The organism is Gottfriedia endophytica (assembly GCF_017814275.1).
GTDB classification, from domain to species: Bacteria; Bacillota; Bacilli; order Bacillales; family Bacillaceae_G; genus Gottfriedia; species Gottfriedia endophytica.
Genome location: NZ_JAGIYQ010000008.1, coordinates 97999 through 120968, shown reverse-complemented (window position 1 = coordinate 120968; position 22970 = coordinate 97999). Strand labels below are relative to the sequence as shown.

At 33.6% G+C, this 22970-nt stretch carries 20 protein-coding genes and 1 pseudogene; 6 read left to right on the top strand and 15 right to left on the bottom strand.

The genetic code is table 11. The features are described from left to right. The first annotated feature begins 56 nt into the window (after positions 1-56). The gene (locus J5Y03_RS20200) at positions 57-170 is read left to right on the top strand and encodes a hypothetical protein (RefSeq protein WP_407648433.1); all 114 of its coding nucleotides are present in this window, start codon (positions 57-59) and stop codon (positions 168-170) included. On the opposite strand, the gene rlmD is transcribed toward J5Y03_RS20200, so the two are convergent. Both rlmD and J5Y03_RS13000 read right to left on the bottom strand, forming a co-directional pair. After that, on the bottom strand, positions 167-1546 hold the full coding sequence (rlmD, locus tag J5Y03_RS13005; protein WP_209406348.1) for a 23S rRNA (uracil(1939)-C(5))-methyltransferase RlmD: 1380 nt from the start codon (positions 1544-1546) through the stop codon (positions 167-169). The two genes, J5Y03_RS20200 and rlmD, sit on opposite strands and share 4 nt — an antisense overlap. Positions 1547-1559: 13 nt before the next feature. Continuing rightward, positions 1560-2411 carry a DNA-3-methyladenine glycosylase family protein gene (locus J5Y03_RS13000; protein WP_209406346.1) on the bottom strand — a complete coding sequence of 284 codons (852 nt, stop codon included), beginning with the start codon at positions 2409-2411 and terminating at the stop codon, positions 1560-1562. Positions 2412-2637: 226 nt separating this feature from the next. Here J5Y03_RS13000 and J5Y03_RS12995 point away from each other — a divergent pair, with 226 nt between their 5' ends. Further along, the gene (locus J5Y03_RS12995) at positions 2638-5367 is read left to right on the top strand and encodes a bifunctional glycosyltransferase/CDP-glycerol:glycerophosphate glycerophosphotransferase (protein ID WP_209406344.1); all 2730 of its coding nucleotides are present in this window, start codon (positions 2638-2640) and stop codon (positions 5365-5367) included. 79 nt (positions 5368-5446) lie between these two features. Here J5Y03_RS12995 and pdaA read toward each other — a convergent pair whose 3' ends face one another. The 3 genes from pdaA to J5Y03_RS12980 all read right to left on the bottom strand — a co-directional run bounded on the left by pdaA (position 5447) and on the right by J5Y03_RS12980 (position 9239). Then, positions 5447-6253 carry a delta-lactam-biosynthetic de-N-acetylase gene (pdaA, locus tag J5Y03_RS12990; RefSeq protein WP_209406342.1) on the bottom strand — a complete coding sequence of 269 codons (807 nt, stop codon included), beginning with the start codon at positions 6251-6253 and terminating at the stop codon, positions 5447-5449. A gap of 175 nt (positions 6254-6428) precedes the next feature. Further along, complete coding sequence (locus J5Y03_RS12985) at positions 6429-7979, bottom strand: fumarate hydratase (RefSeq protein WP_209406339.1); 1551 nt, start codon at positions 7977-7979, stop codon at positions 6429-6431. A gap of 318 nt (positions 7980-8297) precedes the next feature. Further along, positions 8298-9239 (bottom strand): 3-oxoacyl-ACP synthase III family protein, encoded by a 942-nt coding sequence (locus tag J5Y03_RS12980; protein WP_209406337.1) that lies wholly within the window; start codon positions 9237-9239, stop codon positions 8298-8300. A gap of 185 nt (positions 9240-9424) precedes the next feature. Between J5Y03_RS12980 and J5Y03_RS12975 the strand changes: the two genes are divergently transcribed. Next, on the top strand, positions 9425-9967 hold the full coding sequence (locus tag J5Y03_RS12975) for a DUF1572 family protein (protein ID WP_209406335.1): 543 nt from the start codon (positions 9425-9427) through the stop codon (positions 9965-9967). A gap of 58 nt (positions 9968-10025) precedes the next feature. Here the strand turns inward: J5Y03_RS12975 and J5Y03_RS12970 are convergent, their stop codons facing one another. After that, positions 10026-10193, bottom strand: a complete 168-nt coding sequence (locus J5Y03_RS12970; protein WP_209406333.1) for an SE1561 family protein — start codon at positions 10191-10193, stop codon at positions 10026-10028. 221 nt (positions 10194-10414) lie between these two features. Between J5Y03_RS12970 and yfkAB the strand changes: the two genes are divergently transcribed. Next, the gene (yfkAB, locus tag J5Y03_RS12965; protein WP_209406331.1) at positions 10415-11530 is read left to right on the top strand and encodes a radical SAM/CxCxxxxC motif protein YfkAB; all 1116 of its coding nucleotides are present in this window, start codon (positions 10415-10417) and stop codon (positions 11528-11530) included. A gap of 112 nt (positions 11531-11642) precedes the next feature. Continuing rightward, positions 11643-11813, top strand: coding sequence for a hypothetical protein (locus J5Y03_RS12960; protein WP_209406329.1), 171 nt, complete (start codon positions 11643-11645; stop codon positions 11811-11813). A gap of 127 nt (positions 11814-11940) precedes the next feature. On the opposite strand, the gene J5Y03_RS12955 is transcribed toward J5Y03_RS12960, so the two are convergent. From J5Y03_RS12955 to cax, 3 genes are all read right to left on the bottom strand, one after another. After that, on the bottom strand, positions 11941-12741 hold the full coding sequence (locus J5Y03_RS12955) for a YfkD famly protein (protein ID WP_209406327.1): 801 nt from the start codon (positions 12739-12741) through the stop codon (positions 11941-11943). Positions 12742-13093: 352 nt separating this feature from the next. Then, positions 13094-13702 (bottom strand): YczE/YyaS/YitT family protein, encoded by a 609-nt coding sequence (locus J5Y03_RS12950; protein ID WP_209406325.1) that lies wholly within the window; start codon positions 13700-13702, stop codon positions 13094-13096. A 181-nt stretch (positions 13703-13883) separates the two neighbouring features. Next, positions 13884-14942, bottom strand: coding sequence for a calcium/proton exchanger (cax, locus tag J5Y03_RS12945; protein WP_209406323.1), 1059 nt, complete (start codon positions 14940-14942; stop codon positions 13884-13886). A gap of 375 nt (positions 14943-15317) precedes the next feature. On the opposite strand from cax, the gene J5Y03_RS12940 reads away from it, so the two are divergent. Then, a complete protein-coding gene (locus tag J5Y03_RS12940; RefSeq protein WP_209406321.1) occupies positions 15318-15581 on the top strand; it encodes a hypothetical protein in 264 nt (87 codons plus the stop codon). Positions 15582-15873: 292 nt separating this feature from the next. Here the strand turns inward: J5Y03_RS12940 and J5Y03_RS12935 are convergent, their stop codons facing one another. The 6 genes and pseudogenes from J5Y03_RS12935 to J5Y03_RS12910 all read right to left on the bottom strand — a co-directional run bounded on the left by J5Y03_RS12935 (position 15874) and on the right by J5Y03_RS12910 (position 22524). After that, on the bottom strand, positions 15874-16377 hold the full coding sequence (locus J5Y03_RS12935) for a VanZ family protein (RefSeq protein WP_209406319.1): 504 nt from the start codon (positions 16375-16377) through the stop codon (positions 15874-15876). Positions 16378-16734: 357 nt separating this feature from the next. Continuing rightward, positions 16735-17511: pseudogene (gene tagH / locus J5Y03_RS12930) on the bottom strand (teichoic acids export ABC transporter ATP-binding subunit TagH); the annotation flags it as partial. A 16-nt stretch (positions 17512-17527) separates the two neighbouring features. Beyond that, positions 17528-18328, bottom strand: a complete 801-nt coding sequence (locus J5Y03_RS12925; RefSeq protein ID WP_209406315.1) for an ABC transporter permease — start codon at positions 18326-18328, stop codon at positions 17528-17530. Next, entirely contained in the window at positions 18325-19608 is a 1284-nt protein-coding gene (locus tag J5Y03_RS12920; RefSeq protein WP_209406313.1) for a nucleotide sugar dehydrogenase, read from the bottom strand. Before J5Y03_RS12920 ends, J5Y03_RS12925 begins: the two co-directional genes overlap by 4 nt. A gap of 377 nt (positions 19609-19985) precedes the next feature. Then, positions 19986-21314: a glycosyltransferase gene (locus J5Y03_RS12915; protein WP_209406311.1), complete on the bottom strand. Its 1329-nt coding sequence runs from the start codon at positions 21312-21314 to the stop codon at positions 19986-19988. Next, the gene (locus J5Y03_RS12910; RefSeq protein WP_209406309.1) at positions 21307-22524 is read right to left on the bottom strand and encodes a glycosyltransferase family 4 protein; all 1218 of its coding nucleotides are present in this window, start codon (positions 22522-22524) and stop codon (positions 21307-21309) included. Before J5Y03_RS12910 ends, J5Y03_RS12915 begins: the two co-directional genes overlap by 8 nt. Positions 22525-22970: the final 446 nt, after the last annotated feature.

Here is a 22970-nt window from a genome sequence, read left to right as displayed (position 1 = left end):
CAAATAAACGTGAACAAATCCGCACTCTTCAAAAAATTCTTTCTTAATTTACTAAGATTGATACTTTAACACCTGAATTATTACATCGAATAATTGAAAGGATTGAAATTAAAGCAGATGGTTCAGCTAGAATCTTTTATAGATTCTCTGTTCCATCTGCTTTAATTTAACGTAATATTAGCAACGCACAGCACTCAACATGCGCAGTATGCGGAAACATATCCACAGGCTGAATATACTCAATCTTATAAGCTTTACTTAATGTCTTCAAATCCCTAGCCAAAGTAGAAGGATTACAAGATACATAAACTACTTTTTGAGGTTTGACTTGAAGAACAGTATCAATAAACTGTTGATCACAACCTGTACGAGGTGGATCCGTTACGATAACATCTGGTTTCCAGCCTTGTTTTAGCCATTTTGGTAAAACTTGTTCTGCTTTTCCTGCTTCGTAGTATGCGTTTGTGTAGCCGTTTTGTAGGGCATTTTGTTTTGCGTCTTCAACAGCTTCTTCGATGATTTCCATACCACGTACTTCTTTTGCATCTTTTGCAAGCCACAATCCTATTGTACCAACACCGCAGTATGCATCGACAACATTTTCAGTTCCTGTTAGTGCTGCTGCTTTTTTTACTTCATCATATAAAGTAACAGTTTGAATCGGATTTAATTGGAAGAATGCTCTTGCAGATAACTCGAATGATAGATCACCTAAGTTTTCTTGGATCACTTCTTCTCCTGCTAAAAATACCGTTTCTTTACCAAAGATTGTTGATGTATTTTGTCCGTTCACATTGAGCACTAGACTTGTTACTTCTGGAATTCTTCTTTGGATTTCAGTTACTAATTGATCTTTTTGTGGGAAGTCCTTTTTACCTGTGATTAACACTAATTGAATTTGTCCTGTTTGGACACCAACTCTTGTTACAATTGTACGAATGATTCCAGAACCTTTTCGATCATTGTAAACAGGTATATTTAAACGTGTAAGGATTTTTTTAACTTTCCCAGTCACTTTATTTAAATCTTGATGTTGAATTGGACAGTGGCCGATATCAACAATATTATGAGATTTTTGACCATAAAGGCCGGCAATAATTTTGTTTTTTTGTAGTCCTGCTTGTAGCTGACTTTTGTTTCGATAATTCCATGGCTCTTTCATGCCAAGTGTGTCTTTGATTGGCGTTGATTCTAGCAACTCTCTTGCATGTCTTTCCATCGCTTGGATGACGATATCTTTTTTATATGCAAGCTGCCCTTCATAAGAGGCATGTAATAATGTACATCCACCACATTGTTCATAGACTGAGCAAGGTGATTCCACTCGTTCAGGTGCAGTTTTACGAATACGCTGAATTTTCCCCTCAGCAAATCCATTTCGTATGTTTGTTACTTCTGCAACAACCTCTTCACCAGGAAGAGCCCCAGGAACAAAAACAACTTGGCGTTTAAAGTATCCTACTCCTTCACCATTAATCCCAATTCGTTTAATCGTTAAAGGAATTGATTGTCCAACTTCTAAACTATTTGTATCTTGTTTATTCATATATACAGCTCCATTATTCTATGCTTTTCCAAAGATATAATGCCGCATAGCTTCCGAACGGTGACACTTGTTCTTTTACCTGCTCCAGTATATCTTTAGATGGTTTTTCTTCTAATTTTAATAATTTTTGTAAAGCGATTTGGATACCTACATCTCCTACTGGAAACACATCTTTATGACCTAAACCAAACAATAGAAAGTTTTCCACTGTCCACGGGCCAACACCTTTTAATGCGATCAATTCTTTTAAAATCTCATTAGTAGGCAAAGTTTGATAGTTTTGATGGTTTAGCGTACCATCACACCATGCTTTGGCAATCCCAATCATATATTCAGCTTTTCGAAAACTTAATTGTAACGTTCGTAATTCATCTACAGTTAGAGAGGCAACTGTTTCAGGTGTAGGAAAAAACCATTCATTTTCAACCTGTTCACCATATGTTTGAATAAATCGTTTTGTAATCTGAATCGCAAATGAGCGCTGAATTTGTTGGTGAATAATACAGGAAATCAACGTTGCAAATGGATCATTCGAAACGGTTAAAGGTGTATGTTGAAATAATGTTAGCAAAGGTGCAACCGTAGTTTCTTGAAGTGATTGATTGACTTTTTCAAATGATGTATCTAATTGCAAAATATGTGATACCTTCTTTAAAATCGTTTCTTTATTTAAATGAGATGAAGTAATTTCAAATAAACAAGGTTCTTCATTTAATTGCTTTACTTTTACAACCGCTTTTTCTCCATCGATTCGTAAAGGGATACTGATCATTTCCTCTTCTAAATACACCGAAAAGGTTGGCTCATCAACAAGTCTCTTTATGACTTCATTCCATTTATATGGCGATGCAAGCTTTACTTCCACTTTCCACATATCCCCGCTTCCTCTCCCTGAATACTCTGAGTGATATTATAGCATAATGAGGATAATCGAGAAAATGTAGCAAATTAATAGAGAACCTCTCTTTATTTAACTTTTCATTCCCATTCTAAGAAGACATCCTATCTACTTAAAAACAGCCAAATTTATTTCAACTTATGATAAACTATTTGAAGGCTTAAGAGATAAACTGCAGAGGAGTATTTTTGCAATGAAAAGTATGAAAGTAAGTGTAGTTGTCATCGTTTATAACAAAGAAGATATACTACACGAAACACTAGATAGCGTTTTAAATCAGTCATTAAATGACATTGAAATAATCATTGTAAATGATGGTTCAACTGATAATAGTAAAGAAGTTATAAAAGAGTATACTCAAAAATCCCCTCAACTAATCTATATCGAACAAGAAAATAGCGGACCAAGTGCTGCACGAAATACTGGTTTACGTCATGCCACAGGTGAATACGTCGCTTTCCTTGATGGAGATGATACAGTTGATCCGACCACATATGAATTCATGTATCGTGAAGCGAAAAAAGCTCAGGCAGATACTTTTGTTGGAGATATCCAATGTTTTAATGAAACTAAAAAGTGGAAATTACCCTACATGAAAAGACTATTTAAGAAGGGGCTTCCGAAAGTAAGACACATTCTGAAGAATCCTGAATTAAATTTTAGTCCTTCAGCTAGTAACAAACTCTTTAATAGAAGCATGTTAACTAATAATAACATCCAATTTAATGAAGAATTACGTGTTGGCGAGGACTTGTTGTTCACACAACAGGCACTCATCTGTTCAAATAAAACAGTTGTTAATAAGAGAACAGTATTAAATTATCGTGTTCTTTCAAATGGTGATAGCTTAATTCAAAGTAGTAGTATCCGATTCTTTCGCGATTTACTAGAAACACAAAAAGAATTAGTTAGTTTTTACAAGGAAAAAGAGATTTTAAATAAAATTGAGCCGATCGAAAATAGACAGTGGGAGTTCTTAGTTGCGTCTATTCTTAAAAAAGCTGCTCATCTTCCAGATTATGATATCGCATCATTTCTAGAAGTAGGTCACGAGTATGTCGAAAGCGTCTATACAAAAGACATATTAACAGCATTAAAAATGGAGCCTGGTATTTTATATCACATTTTTAAAAACAATCAACTTACTGAAATGCAAACCTATTTTGAGCTTTTACGCGACAAAAAGTTAAACAAAACTGCATTCAAAATGGATAATCAATACTATAACTATTTCGCAAAATACTATCCACAATATAAAAAATGTGTCCAAATTACAGAATTTAAACTTAATCAAAAAGTGGAAATTCTTTCATTGCGTGGTGATAAGCTTCAAATAGGTGGATATGCATTTATTGAAGAGTTAAATAATACTGGCTCAATCAAAGAGCTACATTTTGTAAATAAATCAAATGGACAAGTGATTAAGGCTCCTTTAGAAACATTAGTGCGATCTGATATTTCCTACGTGCTTTCAAAAAATAGTGTCGATTATGATCATAGTGGCTTTAAAACAACAACATTATCTCTATCAGAAATATTACCTGATGGAGACTATGAAGTATTGTTGGTTGTACAATTGGGCGATGTTGTTCTAAAGAAACCTCTTCACATTTTTTATTTTTCAACAAAAGCAAGTACGAAACCATCTACAACACGTACGCATAGTATAGTTCCATATTTTCCAAAGAAAAATTTGCACATTCGTATTAAAAAAGCTGGCCTTTTTGGAAAGTTACAGACAAACATCCAAAGAATTTCCCGAGATTTTATGTTTGAAGTTGGATTACTTGTTCTAAAAAGAGAATGGAAAGCATTTCTTATTTTTTACTTGTATCGTCTAACACAAGCGCGTTTACGTAAAAAGCATATTTGGTTTATTGGAGAGCGAAAAGATACAGCCCAAGATAATTCATATCATTTGTTTAAATACATTCGTGAAAATAATCTTGTGGAAAATTGTTACTACTTAATCGATAAGAACGCAAAAGATTATGAGCGAATTAAAGATTTAGGCAATGCCATTCAATATGGTAGTATACGTCATACACTTTACCTTTTAACATGTGACAAATCGATCAACGCATATTCTGAACGTGCAAATATGTATACAAATGAATACATTCAAGTATTAAAATGTCATCCAGAATGGCAACAAAATCAAAAGATTTTCCTCCAACATGGCGTAATCGGAGTTAGTCGAGTAAACCATGTCTTAAATAAAAACAGAATGGATTATTCGTTATTTATCGTATCTTCACAATTTGAGAAAGATCATATTGTGTCAGAGTTTGGATATGATGAAAATGAGGTTGCTATTACTGGTTTAGCAAGATGGGATCAGTTAGAAGACGTTGGAAATGGAAAAACCATTCTGTTGATGCCGACATGGCGTAATTGGAATAAAAGTACTCCGCTATTGATGAGTTCTGACTATTTTAATCGTTACATGTCTTTACTGAGCAATCCACATTTACATCACATGTTAGAAGAAAATGATTTAACAATGTTGTTCTATCCACATTATGAGACGCAAAGATATATGAAGGAAGTTCCAGATTTCCACCCTCGCATTAAGATTGTTCGTCAAGGGGAAGAAACAGTTCAGTCATTATTAAAGCGTTCAGATTTATTAATTACGGATTATTCAACAGTTTCATTTGATTTTTCTTATATGGAAAAGCCAGTAATCTTCTACCAATTTGATTACGACCGTTTCTATTATGAGCACTATAATCAAGGGCCAATTACACAAGACTTACTATTTGGTGAAGTTGTTACAGAGGAAGAACAAGTTTTAAAAGGAATTCAAAAATTTGTAAACAAAGACGAAGAATTTATGTCAAATACTAAAGATAATCCTTATGTAATCAGAACGCCAAAACAACATGCAAAATTAAATTACGAAGCCATTAAAAATCGTTAATCTATAAACTGATACAACAAAAGGAAAAGACTATTTCTTTTAGGGAGTGTAATCACCTTCCTAAAGAAATAGCCTTTTTTTATTTTTGCATATAAAAATACGGATTAAACCCGCTTTTCTCAAGCATTAAATCATCTAAACTTTTAAAGGTATACCCTCTTTTATGAAGCTGAGTGATAACGGCATCAATTGCTTCTGCATTATCCCTTGAAACAGTATGCATTAAGATGATTGATCCTGGATGAATTAATTTCATAACATTATCATAAGCATAATTCCATCCTCTTTGTTGATCAATTTTCCAGTCAACATACGCTAGAGACCAAAAAACATTTTCATATCCTAGCTTGTGAACAAGTGCAAGCGTTCTTTCACTGAACACTCCCCTTGCAGGCCTGAAATACCTCATATCACTTCGACCAGTTAATTCTTCGTATGCCATTTTTACTTTTTCTAATTCTTCCTCAATTTTCGAATCACTAATAGTAGTCATATCTGGATGGCTCCAAGAGTGATTCCCCACAATATGCCCTTCCGCTACCATTCTTCTTACTAATTCAGGGTTTGCTCTTATGTAATGTCCAGTAATAAAAAAAGTTGCAGGAACATGATGTTTTTTCAGCACGTCCAAAAATTTTGGCGTAAAACCATTCTCATATCCATTATCAAAAGTTAAATAGATATCTTTTTTTCTCGTATCTCCTAAATAAATCCCACCATTTTTTGCGAGCATTTGATTAAAGAAAGTTCCCGCATCAGGAGGTACTTCATTTTTGGCACGTACAATTCCCCAATTTTGCGGTGCATTACTGTATGCAAAAGCAGACAATGGAGAACTAAATAACAAGGCAGCAATAAATAAAAGCAATTTTAAACTACATTTCATCTATTACAATCAACTACCTTTCCCATTTTTTGTTTAGTATTTGCTACCTTATCTAAAAAATACGAGAAACTTAGGTAGGAAAGATTAGTTGATTTCTACTCACTTACAAAGAAAAAACTGAACCCTAATGAGTTCAGTTTTTCGTTTATTTTATCCTACTCGATTTACTTCGGTCTTAGAATACTCGTTCAGCCATTGTTGCAAGTTTTTGTAATGAATCTTGGTCAACTTCTCTGTGTAAGCTATTTCCATGAGAATCCATTGTAACAACTGCTTTAAAGTCTTCTACTTGTAGATGCCACATTGCTTCTGGAATACCAAAGTCTAAGAAATCTACACCTTTTACTTCTTTAATACAACGCGCGTAGTATTGTGCCGCTCCACCAATTGCGTTTAAGTACACTCCACCATGTTCTTCTAATGCTTTCAGGGTTTTTGCACCCATTCCACCTTTACCGATTACTGCACGAATACCAAATTTTTTCATGATATCACCTTGGTAAGGCTCCTCACGAATACTTGTCGTTGGTCCAGCAGCTTTAATTTCATATTTACCGTCTTTATCTTTTACTACAACCGGTCCACAATGATAGATAACTTGACCATTTAAGTCTACAGGTGCATCATCATGACTTGATAGATGGTGATGAATTGCATCACGACCTGTGTACATCATGCCGCTAATTGATACAACATCCCCTACACGAAGCTCACGGATTTGCTCTTCAGTAATTGGAGCAACTAATTTTACTTCACGAGTTTTTTCAGTTGTTTCTTGCCCAGCATCTTTTGTAAAGGAAATATCTTCACCGTCTTTATATAACCAACTAGTAATTTCACCAGTTGCTGCATTTAATTTCATACCTAAACGACGATATGCCCAACAGTTATAAGCTACTGATACAAAGAAACTTGCTGGTAGGCGGTTCATCACACCAATTTTACAGCCAAGTAGAGTTGTTTCTCCACCGAATCCCATCGTACCTACGCCAAGTTTGTTAGCATTTTCCATAATATAATCTTCCATTAGACGAAGCTCTTCAATTGGGTTTACATCATCTACTAAACGGAATAATTGATCTTTTGCTAATTCATAACCACTTGTACGATCTCCACCGATTCCAACACCAATAAATCCTGCGCTACATCCTTGACCTTGTGCTTGGTATACACTGTGTAAAATGCATTTACGAATACCGTCTAAATCACGACCAGCTTTTCCAAGACCTTCTAATTCACAAGGTAAGCTGTATTGAATATTTTTATTTTCACATCCGCCACCTTTTAAGATTAAACGAATGTCGATATAATCATTTTCATGTTGTTCAAATTTAATAACAGGAGTACCTGGGCCTAAATTGTTTCCACTATTCTTTCCAAAAAGCGAGTCAACAGAATTAGAACGAAGCTTACCGTCTTTTGTTGCTCGTACAATTGCATGATGAATTGCATCTTTAATTTCAAGCTGATTTACACCAACAGGAGTCTTAACTTTAAATGTTGGCATACCAGTATCCTGACAAATTGGTGAAACATCTGTTTCAGCCATCGTTATATTATTTGTAATTGTTTCAAGTGCCATCGCACTACGAGTACCAGCCGTTTCATTTAATTTTGCCTGCTTAACCGCCTTACGTACATCCTTTGGTAAATTCGTAGACGTTTCAACAATTAATTCATAAATACTTTCCTGTAATTGACTAACTTTCTGTTCCACTTGTTGCATCCCTTTTCTCCCCCTTATACATTAAAAAAGACAGAATTTTCCCCTTCCAATTATAATACACTTGGAATAAGAGAGCCAGTTAGAAATGCGAAAGCGACCCGTTTTGCTCTGAAAGGCATTGGAACAAATAACAAATGAAGCATGCCCTTCGCTTCAATTGTTATTTGTGAAATGACCGAAGAGCTGGTCGCTGTAGCTGGACAGTTAGAAATACGTGAGTGGATTGGTTTGCATTGAAAAATAGAGACATAAAGTGGACTAGGTTGAATTTGGAGTATATAGTAAGAGAAGAATTGCTTTTTTATTGTTTTATATCTACTATTTTCCCCAGCGAAGTGCGATTGAACCCCAACCAAGACCAGCTCCGTAGCCAACAAGAACAACGACATCACCATCTTTTATGTTTCCTGCTTTTACTTCATGGTCAAGTCCAATAGGTATCGTTGGTGCAGAGGAATTACCGTAGTATTGAATAGTATATGTATGTACTTTTTTCATTGGAAAATCTAATTCTTTCATTCCTTTTTCAATAATCTTTAAATTTGCTTGATGAGGAACAATGTAATCAACATCCGATAGATCAATATTAGATACTTCAAGAATCGTATTAATTGCTTTTGGCAATCGCTCTGTGGCAAATTCATACACTGCATCGCCATTCATAAAAATTTGGTGATTTTCATCTAAATGAAGATGTTTTCCTCCGCTTCCGTCCATTTGCATGTCGATACCAAGTATCCCTCTGTCTTTTGAAACTCTTCCTACTACAACAGCGGATGCACCATCTGCAAATAGTAGAGCCGTTTGCTTGTCCATTGGATTAATAAGTGATGAACACTTATCGACTGCAACAACCAATACATTTTTGTATAATCCTGTTTGAACAAATTGGGCGCCAGTAGCGAATGCAGTAATAAAACTTGAACACCCTGCAATTAAGTCTAATCCTGCACATTTTGTTGCCCCAATTCTATCTTGCACAAGAGCTGATGTGATAAACGTATCATGAGTATTCGTTCCAATGATAACCATCTCAATTTCGCTTGCCCTGACGCCAGCATCTTCAATTGCTCGAAGTGCTGCAACTACGCACATATCTGTAAGTGAAGTGTCAGGAGATTCATAACGTCTTTCTATAATGCCAGTTTTTCTGACAATTGCTCGTTCTGAAACATCAAATCGTTTCGCCATTTCTTCATTCGTTACGACTTGTTCAGGAACATTTGATCCAATCCCTAAAATACCAACGCTATAGTCCATTACCTTCTCCTCCAATTTCTGTGTTTTTTTTGAATATAACACAAAAAAAATAAAAAAATTGTCAGAATGAAGGGAAAATTCCATTTTTTTACAATTAAATGTTGAATAAAGGTTCTTTTATTTACGATGAAGAAATTAGTAATGATGCAATAAAAGAAAAGAATACTTAAACTGAGGTGAAAATGATGAACACAGAAAAAGCTTATTTAAATGTAGTTCACCAAAACTTTAAAAGCATGAAAACACTGGCAGAAGGTGCAATAGAGCAATTAACTTTTGAGGAGCTTCATTTTTTACCAAATAGAGAATCAAACAGCGTTGCAATATTGGTAAAACATATTAGCGGGAACATGATTTCAAGGTTCACGTCATTTTTAACTTCAGACGGGGAAAAACCTAATCGAAATAGGGATACCGAATTTGAAGATGGATATATTTCAAAAGAAGAACTTTTGGCTGCATGGAATTTCGGATGGGAAACACTGTTTAAAGCTTTGTCTGACTTAAAAGAAGAAGATATTTTAAAAACTGTCTATATAAGATCAGAACCCCACTCAGTAATGGAAGCACTTCAAAGACAAATCTCCCATTATTCACTTCACATCGGCCAAATCCTCTACATAGGAAAGCTCATAAAAAATGATGGTTGGAAAACCCTAAGCGTTCCAAGAGGAAAGTCTGACCGATTTACTCAAAGTATCAAAGATAGATTTATAAAAAATGAATAGGTATTGAAGATATGTAAAAAAGGAGAGGCACAGTTATCTGCACTTCTCCTTTACTTACTTATTGAATTTCTTTACATTTAGTTTCTATATCATCTAACACTGAGATAAGCTGATCTAATTCTTCAAGATTTAATTCTTCTGCTTCTAGTGATTCAATTGTTTCCATTACAGCTGAAAATTTTTCTTTAATATATGATAATTGATCCTTTTGATTTGTTGCTTCCATGGAGCTCATCCTTTCAATCAGCAATTTATTATATTATACCCTTCTTTTGTAGCAAACTGAATGCTTGACTTTTTTAATTCATTTTTTTACTTATTCGAAAAAACTGTGCATCTCTTAAGTTCTTTCATTATAATAGGATAAGAACTATATAAATGACAAAATTCGACTAATTTTGTTTCGTTCTGATTGAATTGAAAATCAATCAGTAAAGGAGAGCAGAAATGAAAAATTTACTACAAAAAATCACACCTACTTATGATCCGTGGGAAGCTTATCTAGATGTGAAAGAGCACGGGAAAAATATTTTAAGTAATGTAGAATTTACAACTACTACTATATGTAACATGCGCTGCGAGCACTGTGCAGTAGGCTATACACTCCAGCCAAAAGATCCAAATCCATTGCCTCTTGATTTACTGACATCACGACTTGACGAAATAGAGCATCTACGAGCAATTAGTATCACTGGTGGAGAACCAATGCTTTCAAATAAAATGTTAGATGGTTATGTTGTGCCTCTTTTAAAATATGCACATGAGCGTGGTGTCCGCACGCAGATCAATTCAAATTTAACATTAGATTTTGATCGTTATGAAAAAATTATTCCATATTTAGACGTACTACATATCTCTCATAACTGGGGAACTGTTGATGAATTTGTCGAAGCAGGTTTCGCAATGATGGATCGAAAACCTTCTTATGAGCAACGTGCAAAACTGTACTACAATATGATTGAAAACAGCCGTCGTTTATCTGAAGCAGGTGTTATGGTATCTGCTGAAACAATGTTAAATAAACGAACACTGCCTTACTTAGAAACAATCCATCGTCAAATCGTAGAGGAAATGAAGTGCCAACGTCATGAAGTGCATCCTATGTATCCGAGTGACTTTGCAAGTAATCTTGAAGTACTAACAAAAGAAGAGTTAAGAGAAGCAATTTCAACTTTATTAAATACACGAGATGAAAACATTTGGATGCTATTTGGTACTTTGCCATTCTATGCTTGTAGCCAAGATGACGAAGACCTAAAAATGATTAAGCGATTATACAACAGTAAAAATGTAACTTTACGAAATGATCCAGATGGCCGCTCAAGACTTAACGTTAATATTTTTGATGGAAGTGTCATCGTAACTGATTTTGGAGATGTCCCTAACTTAGGAAACATTCAAACTCATACACTTCAAGAAGCTTACGACACATGGACTGCTTCTAACACAGCAAAAGAACTCAGCTGTCATTGTCCATCTGTTCAGTGCTTAGGTCCAAATATACTAGTTAAAAATAGCTATTATCCATCTACAAACTTTAAAGAGCTTTCTACAAGAATCTAATCTTATCTTTCAAATTCTGGCTTATGTTAAGCCAGAATTTTTATTTGTTCAAACAGAATTATGCATACTATTTTGTTTTTCGTGGATACTATCGCTAGATTGGAGTGATAGCATGAAATTTGCAAAGGATATATATTGGTATGGTGAATATCTAAGTTCTGAATATCCCGATTTACATGAAAGCCATATAAGTAGTGAGCAATATGAACATTTTCGTAACCAATTCTTTGATACTTATCTAGAATATTGTAAAAATAATGGATACGAACCTGAAACATTTTAAAAAGATGATGTATAATGAAATTCAATGTATTACAGCTAAGCGTTAAATGGCTTAGCTGTTTCTATTTTTTTGATTACAACATAAAAAACTTTCCAAAACGATGGAAAGTTTCTTACCAACATATAGTCTATTTCGGGTGGCTAGTTGCAAGATAACCCAATGAAAGATGATCTTGTACAGGAATCCAAGCCCCAATGCCTTGTGAAATAACATTTTTTACGAGTAAACTTCTTTTATTCCCTTTTAAAATTAAATAGACTTCACCAAAAGTAATTTTTCCTTTTTCATTTACTGCAGGACAATAAGCATATAAATAGCCAATTTGTTTTGGTGGTACATTATATACTCTTTCACTCTTCGTACCAGGACCGATAACAGTGTGGAAAGCAAGTGGTAGTTGTGTTTTTTCCATTGCCTTTTTCATCATCATACTTTTCACATCTTCAGTATCACGAATTTTTGATGTTAGGCCACCTCTTATAATTCTTTGTGTATTTTGGAAAAACATTAAACGATTGTATGAGATTTCTCCTCGATTATCAAGAAGATTTGTATTCACCTTTTGGTATTGCCAATTTACTGTCGTTTCTTTAGATTCATAATTTAACGGCCATAATCCTAAAAATATTTTAGCTCTGTAACCAATAGCAAGTGGTGCATTTGAAACAGATGATTCATTTAACATCCGAATTAATACTTGATTATCAATTTTAACATTAGATGATTCAATCAGTTTTTTTGCAAAACTTCCTGGTTGAAGACTCGGTATATTTTGATCAGGATTTGGATATGTATTTTCTTTTGATATATTCATTACTGAACCAGGCACTTTAAAATTGTGTGTAGTCGCTTTAGTTGGTTGAATGTTAAGAATACTGAACATAAAGATCAAACTTATGGTTAAAATGTATTTACCCCATCTGAGCATAGTTGTGCTCCTTTCAATTATAGAAAGTTTTTTTCTATGCTTAGCATTAACTGTTAAATAAAAATTATGTATAAAAAAGTACTGCAGACTCATAAAAAAGGCCGTTTTCTTATACTTTGTTGCTATTTCAGTATGTGTAATGATTTCCACTCCAGGGTGCTCGCTTTCCTAGGGGCGTGAGCTGAGCCTCCTCGTCGCATACGCTCCTGTGGGGTCTCAGCCTTCACGCATCTCCCACAGGAGTCGAGCACCCTTCCGTTCCAATCATCTTCTGTCTTTTAAATTACAAAATCATTAGCAACAATATTTTAAAAGAGTCTAAAAAAAGAACCTCTACATTCTTGTAGAAATTCTATCTAGTCCACTTTTTATATAAGCTTAATAATTTTATGTTCAACCATTGAATAATGGGACCAATAAATAAAGTGATAATGACAGTCCCTACTCCAATTGAACCATGTAAAAGGAATGCCAATACAAAAGCAAAAACTTCCCCAATTGTTTTAGCAACGCCGAGACTTAGACCAAACCGTATATGCAAAGATAACATTAAATTATCAATGGGATTAGTTGGGAACTTTGGTTGAAGGTAGGTTGCTACACCTATCGCGAGAAGAAGCATTCCTATTATTAAAATACAGAAACGAATAAAGAAACTTGAAAATGAGGTATCCTCTAAAACAACATATAACCAAAAATCAATGAATTGCCCGATTAAAGTGAACGTAATAATGGCTAACCATTCTGGACGTCGTTTTTGTAAGAATGCATTAACAAATAGAAGGATGATCCCATTAATAATCACCCATTTACCAACCGATAATCCAAATGTTTTTGATTCGCCTACAGATAATGCATCCCATGCTCCAGCTCCTAATCCTGCTTTAATTGTTAAACTAACCCCTAAAGTTAAGATAAAAATGCCGGCAATGAAAAAAAGAACACGACGAACTACTCGCATAATTACTTCCCCTACATTTCTTTAATTTTACAATGGCTTTTTTCTAAAAAATTATGGTTTCGGAACATAGGATGCTCACTTTCCGTGGGGCGTACAGAACCGCCTATTCCCTTTGTCCTTGTTCCCTATTTCCTTATTCCTTGTCCCTTGTCCCCTATTCCCTATCCCTTTGTTCCCTGTCTTACAATAAATAAAAACCAATTGCCATTATAAAATACGCGCATAAAAGTGTTAAACCTTCAAACCAGTTCGTATCTCCATCTCCTGTAATCGATACAGTTAAAAATACAGATGTGATCATTGCGATTAGTTCTGGGAATGAAAAGACTAATGGCATTTGATAATTCATAAACAACGATGAAATAACAAGTAAAGGAGAAACAAACATCGCCACCTGTAAGGATGAACCTATTGCAATTTCAACCGAAACTCCAATTTTGTTTTTATATGCCATAACCACTGCTGACGCATGTTCTGCTGCATTTCCAACAATAGCTACCACAATAATTCCGATAAATAAGTCTGACCATCCAAATTTCTGACCAACCGTTTCAAATGTATGTACTAGATGTTCTGAGATATAAGCGACTGCAACAGTTGCTAGGAGCAAAATAAGAGTTGCTTTTCCTTTTGACCATTCAGCTTCTTCATGCTCTTCCTCTTTTTTTTCCTGTTCCTTCGCATATACACCACGATGGGTCACTAATTTAAAGAAGAGTGCAGCTAAATAAAGAATCATTAAAATGATCGAAACCCCAATACTTAATGTCATCGTCCTATCTAGATTCATATCCATTGAAAAAATTTCTGGTATAACAAAAGCCAATACAATCGCAAAAATTAATAAACCAGAATTATGTCTAGCATCATACACATTAAAGTTTTGGCGCTTATATTTTAACCCTCCAGTAAAAAATGACAGGCCACCTACAAGCAATAAGTTTCCAATTACAGATCCCGTTAATGATGCCAATACTACTTCGACTAGCCCTGCCTGTAAAGCAAACAATGAAATAATGAGTTCAACTGCATTCCCAAATGTTGCGTTTAATAATCCTCCAATACGGGGACCAGCAAGAATCGCTAAACTTTCAGTTGCCCGTCCAATTATTCCTGCAAGCGCAATAATTGTAATACAATATATGATAAATAAGACTACCTCATTCCAATGCAAATAACTTCCTATGACCGAAATTGGCACCCCTATTATAGTTAAAATAAAAAATATACGGTTAACCATTCTAATCCTCCTAAAACCAGCAGTTATTTCAACACCCGTTACTAATACTTTTAATTTTGGATTAATAAGCTGACATACGATTCTCGTTAATCACTTTAATCAAAATGATTCTCCTACCTTCTAGCTTATACAATTCAAAAAAAATTAGTTTACTTTTCTTTTAAAAAATAGTTGGTATTGTAAATACTTTTTAAACCTTTATAATTAAAATTATTTTATTCGAAATCTTCAAACAACTGTTTGCTTTTTTCAACTTAACCGGCTTATACAAAAGGAGGTTTGATATAAAGGATTTGGAATTTGGTAGAAATGGAAAAAGTATTCAAGATTCTGAAGAAATGCTTAAAGCCAAAATTTCTAAAGGGGGATAAAAAATTGTCATTCTATATTATATTTATTGTAATTTGTATTATTAATATAATTGTTTCTTTAATATCACAAAAAGAACCAAAAAAAATGTTAATTATATCTGGAAATACAGTAATGTTTTTGTGTGCACCAATTGTGTTATTCACTACTCTTTTTATATATGGTGGAATTGGCGGTGGAGCTGCTGGGGTTCTTTTTGGGTTAGTAACTTTTATCAATGGTTTGATAATTTTATTAATAGGATTATTCAAGAAGGATTACGTGCATTAGAAATAAAGGATATTAATCCTGAAGAGAGGTCTTGTTCATGTATAGATATGCTCTTTCCCCTTCTCACTCATAGTGACTAATTTCTAATAATTTTTCTTTCATTCAAAAACGAGGATAGATCCAACGTTAATAAGTAGAAATAATATTAAAAGGTTATCCACATTTAATAATTTATATGGATAACCTTTGTTTTATACACTAATTTATCCACACAAAAAATGTCATTTTTCATTTTTGATGTAGGATGTTTGATTAAACCTGTGAATAATCTTAGAACACGTTAAAAATGGTCTTACTTATTCACACTTTTCTTTTGCTTCTTAACTTTTTTCCACAGCATATTAAATAATACAAACCCAACTAGCGCTCCAATTGAATCAAGAATAACATCTTGAACAAGAGGTGTTCGATCTGCTGTAAACATTTGATGAAATTCATCCGAAGATGCATATACCACAGAAAATACAAATCCAAGATATTTAATCGATGGTTTATAGAAGTTAATTAATCTAGTTGTAAAAAAGCATAGTAAAAGATAGATTGTAAAATGCGATAACTTTCGAATAAAAAATTCTGTAAACCCTGGTACGCCAAGGGCATCAATACTTACAACTTCTTTAGCATATGTAAAATGAACAAAATTAAAATGTTTAACTATCCCAGCTAAGAACGATAAATGGCTTAATTCTGGACGAATATCCTGTTTCCCATATGGTTGAGAAGAAGAATAAAAAATAAGTCCTGCTATAAACAGAACTGGAGCATAATAAAGAAAAAATACTTTTAATTTGGACATTGTAAACTCCTATAGTTTTTTTTATTTCTATTAAATTATCTGGTTAATTATAGCACTTGAATGTAGCTTTCTTTACTTTTTGTAAAAAAATAAAAACTGTTTTCGTATACATTAAGATTGTTGTTTTTAGGTTTTGTAATTTAAAAAACAGAAGTTGATTGGAACGGAAGGTTGCTCGACTCCTGTGGGAGATGCGGGAAGGCTGAGACCCCGCAGGAGCATATGCGACGAGGAGGCTCAGCTCACGCCCCTAGGAAAGCGAGCATCCCTACGTTCCAATCTTACACATACTTAAAAACCAAGAAAAAAGCTGATAATCGTTAAATTATCAGCTTTTTATCATTTATTTCAACTTTCTTGTGTTAGAGCTAATTCACGATCTTTTTCTCTTTCAGCAGGTGTCAATTTATTATAATGTGTTAAGAATTCTTGGTAATGATCTGCTACATCATTTATCTCACCAAATTCTTTTACTTTTCCGTAATGAATCCACAAACCTTTTGTACAGAAATCTCTAACTTGTCCTAATGAATGACTAATAAAGAAAATCGTTTTTCCTTCTTCTTTAAATTCATTCATTTTATCTAAACATCTTTTTGTAAATGTTGGGTCCCCTACAGATAATGCTTCGTCAATTACAAGAATATCTGGGTCAATATTTACGGAAATTGCAAAGCCTAATCGAGACTTCATACCACTTGAATATGTTTTAACAGGCTGATTCATAAATTTCCCAATTTCTGCAAATTCAATAACTTTAGGGATAATTTCTTTAATTTCCTTTTTCGTAAGCCCCATCATTAAGCCTTTTAGCTCAATATTTTCTAAACCAGTTAATCGAATATCTAAACCAGCTGCTATGGCAATAAGTGCTGCAGTACCATTAACCTCTGTTTCTCCTTCATTTGGCAATGTTACCCCTGAAATTAAATTAGACAAAGTACTTTTACCAGAACCATTTAATCCAATGATCCCAACGATTTCACCTTTTTCAATTTCAAAAGAGACATTGCGCAAAGCATAATGATACTCACCTGACTTACCGCCAAAGAATAAGTCTTTAATTCGATCAGTTGGTTTATTGTACATTTTAAATTTTTTCGTTACGTTCGTAAATTTTACTTTATATTCCATATTGTACATTCACCTTTTATAAGTAGTCTACAAACTGCCTTCTAAATTTCACATGAGCAGCTGCTCCAACAATAAATAACACGATTACAACGCCCCAAAAATAGAGTGAATATTTGGAGAGAATATATGAAGGTTCATTATATAATAACACTTTCCGATACCCTTCAACGATATAATAAAACGGATTTATCTTCATCAGCTTCTCTGCTAGTGAGTTAGAATGTGGTGCCCATAGAATTGGTGTTAAATATAACAGCATTCTCGTTATTGATTGAATGAGCAAATGAATATCTCTTAACATTGTCGACAATGTAGAAGTTAAAAACGAAAGTGCAATTAACAAAATCGTATTTGCTATTGCAAAATATGCCAATCCCCAGAACGAAATATAAGAAATTCCTCTTGTCAAAATCACTTCGATAAATAAGACAACCATTAAGAATAAATGCGTATAGAAACGGGACATAACAACATACGTTGGAATGATACTTAATGGAAAGTTCATTTTTGATACAGTCCCTAAACGAGCGTATATTGAGTTTGAACCTTGAAGAATAGCGGCACTAATATAGAACCAAGGAATCAAACCACAAAGCATCCAAGTTAAGAATGGAATTCCATTAACAGCATGTCCTTTACGAATTCCTGCACCGAATACGAACCAATAAACAGCAATTTGAAGAAGTGGGTTTAAAAATACCCAAACCATACCTAATTGACTATCAGCGTATTCTTTCTTTGTTTCATATGCTGATAATCGTCCAATTAGATACAAGTTTTTAAATTGTTCTTTTATTACAGTTGTCATTGCTCTCATTTTGAATCCTCGTCTCCGTTAACAGCTAAATATAAGTTTCCAAAATTCACTACTTGCATTTTTGAATCTCCTATTTGTTTAACACAATTACGTGTATCAAACAGAACAGGCTGCTCCATCAAATCTGCTAAAGTATTGTAATCTGCATGTTTAAATTCGTCATGGTCAGTTAAAATAACAATTAGATGTGCATCTTTTACTGCTTCCTCAGCAGAAACTAATTCAATTCGATCACTCACTACATGTGGATCATGTATTGAAACAGTTAGTCCTTCTTCTTTTAAAAGTTTAATTACTTCCATTGAAGGACTTTCACGCATATCATCTACATTTCCTTTATAAGTAACGCCAAATGCAGCAATTTTTGGATTCGTATATCCTTTTGTTAATTTTTTTACATTTTCAACAACATAAGATGGCATCGATACGTTAGTATCACGAGAAAGTTTTATGATACTTGCTAGCCCTGGTGCCTTTGCAACGATGAAATAAGGGTCTACCGCTAGACAATGACCTCCTACTCCAGGACCAGGCGAGTGAATATTTACACGTGGATGTTTATTTGCCATATTAATAACATCTAACACATTAATATCTAATGAATTACATACTTTTGTTAATTCATTTGCAAGTGCAATATTAACATCACGGAACGTATTTTCCATTAACTTAGACATTTCAGCAGTCTTTGCATCCGTTTTAACAATTTCACCTTTTACAAATAAACTATACACTTCTGCTCCTGCATTTGCACAAGCAGTTGTAATTCCACCAACAATGCGATTATTGTAAATCAGTTCGTTCATGATTTGTCCAGGTAATACACGCTCTGGACAATGCACTAAGAAAATATCTTCACCAACTACAAAACCAGCCTCTTCAACAAGTGGTTTGACAAAGTCATCCATACTTCTTGGAGCAATTGTTGATTCTACAATTAACACATTACCCTTTTTAAGAAATGGAATAACTGATTTAGTTGCACTTAGTACATAAGATAAATCGCAAGACAAATGTACATCATTAAGATTTGGAGTTGGCACTGCAATAATAAATACATCTGCTTCTTCCGGTGTTAATGAAGCTCTAAAGTTTCCGCTCTCTACTACTTCCTTTACAACTTCACCTAGACCAGGCTCTTCAATATGAATTTCTCCATGATTTAATTTATCAATAACGTTTTGTTGAAGATCCACACCAACAACGTGTGCACCATATTTTGCAAACATAGCAGATGTAGGAAGTCCAATATAGCCTAAACCCATTGTTACGATTTTCATTTATAAACTACCTCTTTCAACATAATTACTTAGTTCCTTCTATTATGAACTAAGTAGAGAACTAAATACTTCATGTAAATCGAATAAAGAAAAATAAAAATTAGTTATCTATTTGGCTTGAAATGTAGTTTATCTACTATATTATATCCAATTAATAGAGACATCCTTACAAAGTCAATACCATTCTTCATTGTAATTGAGTCATTTTTACTTTTCAACAGAAATCTACGAATTTTAGAGTTTGCTACAAATCTACTTATGAAAATTTATCAGTAAAATAACCATTAAACTGACTTTTTTCCTATATGCAGAGAAAGGTAAAAAGCAGTGGAATATTCCCTTACTTTTTACCTTAAACTAATCATATGTCCTGAAATTTATTGTGCTACAGCTTTGTCTTTGCCGTAAAGCACTTTTTCATAAATTTTTATAAAAATTTTCTTTTCTTCATTCCAATTATACTTATCACGAGCTTTCAAGCAGTTTCTGCTCATTTCTTCTCGAGTTTCGGGATGATCTAATAAATAATTGACACCATCTGCTATTGATGTAACCTCATGGGAATCTACACAAACCCCAGTATACTCTCCTTCAACTACCTTTTGGATTTCAGGGAAGCTACAAGCAACAGCTGGGACACCACTCATCATATATTCAAATAACTTATTTGATGAAGCTGAGTAGTGATTGAAGTTAATGTTATTTAAAACTTGAAATCCTAAATAAGCATTGCGAGTATAGTTCAATAATTCATCAACTGGTACTTTCGAAATAAATTTCACTTTGTCTTCTAATTTCAATTCATCAACAAGTTTAAGAAGATCGGGTTTAATTTTTCCATCACCAATAAAAACAACTTTTCCACGTTTAAAAAGTGGCGTAGCTTTTACGATTAATTCTAATCCTCGGCCCTTTTGGATGCCACCTTGATAAAGAAGAATTGGTTCGCTTTCATCAATTCCTAATTCTTTGTGTAGGTTAATTGCTGCGCTTTCCTCTGGTCTAGAAACAAAAGGATAATTGTGAATAACCTCTGGATAAGGGATATCGTATAATTCTTGCGTGTATTTTGCTCGCGTATTATTTTCATGAATCATAATATCAATATACTTAATAAGAAATTTCTCAATTTTTCCGAAGATCGGATTCTCATAACCTGATCGGCTAGATTGAACTTCATGAGAATCATAGATTAACTTACTACGCTTAAAAAGTTTTGCACAAACAACACCTTGTGGAAGAGTGTTTAAATCATTGCTATGGTATACATCATAGTTTTTCCTTAAACCATAATACATCATCTCTAGTATGCTATACCCTCTATTTGAAGCAATTCGTACATATCGATTTCCTAATATGAAGATTAACGCTGCAACTAGAATCATCCAAGGTGAAATATAAAATACACTTGCAATCACAAGTAATAAAGCAATTAATTTTGTAAAGATATTTAACTTAACATATTTCATTATGTTATCGCACAATGTAAAAGGAAAATGCAGCAAGCCAGGTAATTTACTATTTACGCGAATGACTTGAAACCCTTCCTCACGCATTTCACGTTTTGGCAGATCAGGATTTTCAAAATCATGAAGTGCAATTAAATCTACTTCATACCCTGCTTCAACTAATGCTGAATTCTCCCTTAGTACACGTGCATCATTGGTAAAGTGGTTAAAAACAAAAGCACAAACTTTCTTACTCATGGATATCCTCCATTACATTTATTAACACATTAATATTTGTTTTCCATCTTAAGTGCTCATAAGCATATTTGTAGCCATTTTCGCCAAGCTCTTTTCTTAATTGCTTGTCCTTTGCTAGCTTCATAATATTTTGCACTAATTCATCTACTGTATTTCTTTCAGAGACAATCCCACAATTTGCAGTTGTAATGATCTCTTTTGCATAGCCTAAAACGTCACCAATGATCGGCTTTTTAACGCACATATAATCAATAATTTTACCAGGAAGTACCGTCTTAAATACTTCTTGATCAACAAGACTTACATACGCAATGTCTGACTTTGCTACGAGATCCATTGTCTCTTTTCTAGATTTAGCAGAATGTAATGTGACATGGTGTAATTCTTTTTCTTCAATTACATTTTGTAATTCTTTTACATGATGACCATAGCCTACAATTGTAAATCGAATTGCTTTTTCTTCTTTTAAAGCTACTGCAACTTGAATCAACTTTTGAATGTCTTGAGCAAGACCTAAATTTCCTGTATAGATAACTTCAATCGTATTTTCTTTTTCATCAATAAATGAATTGTGAGATAGCTCTTCTTCCGTTAATGAATTTGGCATGAAGCTAATTTTCTCCTGAGGTACACCTTTTGAAGTCATATAATTGATGAAACTACGACTATTTACAATAATTCTCGTTGCTTTACGATAAAGTAAGCTTTCTATTTTATATGCAGTCGATAAAATGAAACGATTTGTAAAAACTTTTACTCCTGTTAATGACTCTGGCCATAAATCCCTTACATCTAAAATTAAATCTGTTTTTAGTCTCCATTTAGCTATTAATCCTGCTACTCCTACAAAAATAGGTGGAGATGTCACAAATATAACATCATATTCTTTTTTTAATTTAAAAATCTCAGCAATAAAACGTAGCATTACCTCTAAATAAAGTACTAGTCTTTTGACAATACTACCTGAGTGACTTTTTATAGAAGGATCAATACGAATAACTTCTTCTTCATCGATCATCTCTTCATTCCAAAACCGTTCATCTTGATACATTTCAGGATTTGGATATCTAGGATGTAATGTGAGTACCTTCACATCATACTGCTTCTCTTTTAGCTCTAAATATATATTTTTCATCCTGTTAGCAGCACTTCCAATTTCCGGATAGAAATGCTGAGACATTAACAATACTTTTTGTTTTTTTTGACTCATCCCTATTCACCCCCGTAAAAAACTTTATAGAACAAATAATTGATTTCCATTAATCCTATTGAACTCTATAAATATCAATCGTAATAAATTTAATTTTCAAGGCTCACTTTTTTTTACAAAACAAGTGCTATTTTAACATAATTAGAATGAACGTACCATGAATTGCTAATTTTTTTCTCTTAGATACAATGTCCTAGTTAGTTTATCTTTAAAAATATGATAAAATGTCGACTAGAGGAGATTCTTCTGATATTATTAACTTATTTTATAATCTAATCTTGTGATTGGCTGAATGTGTGAAAGTAGGGGGATTTTAAAATAGAATACTCTATTTCTTCTATATTTAACCATCTTGGCGAAAAAATATAAAATTCTAATTTGACGAGCAATGTCGAGTACCTCTAACATTATACAGTGGAGATAGAAGACGTTTGAGCATCGTACTT